Raw genomic sequence first — 203 nt, 5'->3', positions numbered from 1 at the left:
GCCGGAGCTGCGTTGATGGTCAAGGTTACCGGTGTTCTGGTTAACGAATTACAAGTTCCGTCGTTGGCTTGTGCGTAATAAGTAACCGAACCTATAGTATTCAAAGTAGGTGATGCTACCGAAGCGCCACCAGTAGCTGCGTTGAACCAGCTCAAGGTTTGTCCGGCAAGAACAGTAGCGGTAGCAGTTAAAGTTTGAATCGG

General features: G+C 48.8%; 1 protein-coding gene. It reads right to left on the bottom strand.

Going from position 1 to position 203, the window contains the following annotated elements:
* Window positions 1-203, bottom strand: a 203-nt coding sequence (locus G4D82_RS14385; RefSeq protein ID WP_207788188.1) for an Ig-like domain-containing protein, incomplete at both ends; no start/stop codon positions are given.

It is taken from the genome of Flavobacterium lotistagni (assembly GCF_011392125.1).
In the GTDB taxonomy this organism is placed as follows: Bacteria; Bacteroidota; Bacteroidia; order Flavobacteriales; family Flavobacteriaceae; genus Flavobacterium; species Flavobacterium lotistagni.
Note: the sequence above shows the minus strand (reverse complement) of the source record. Positions and strands in the feature narration are given on the sequence as shown.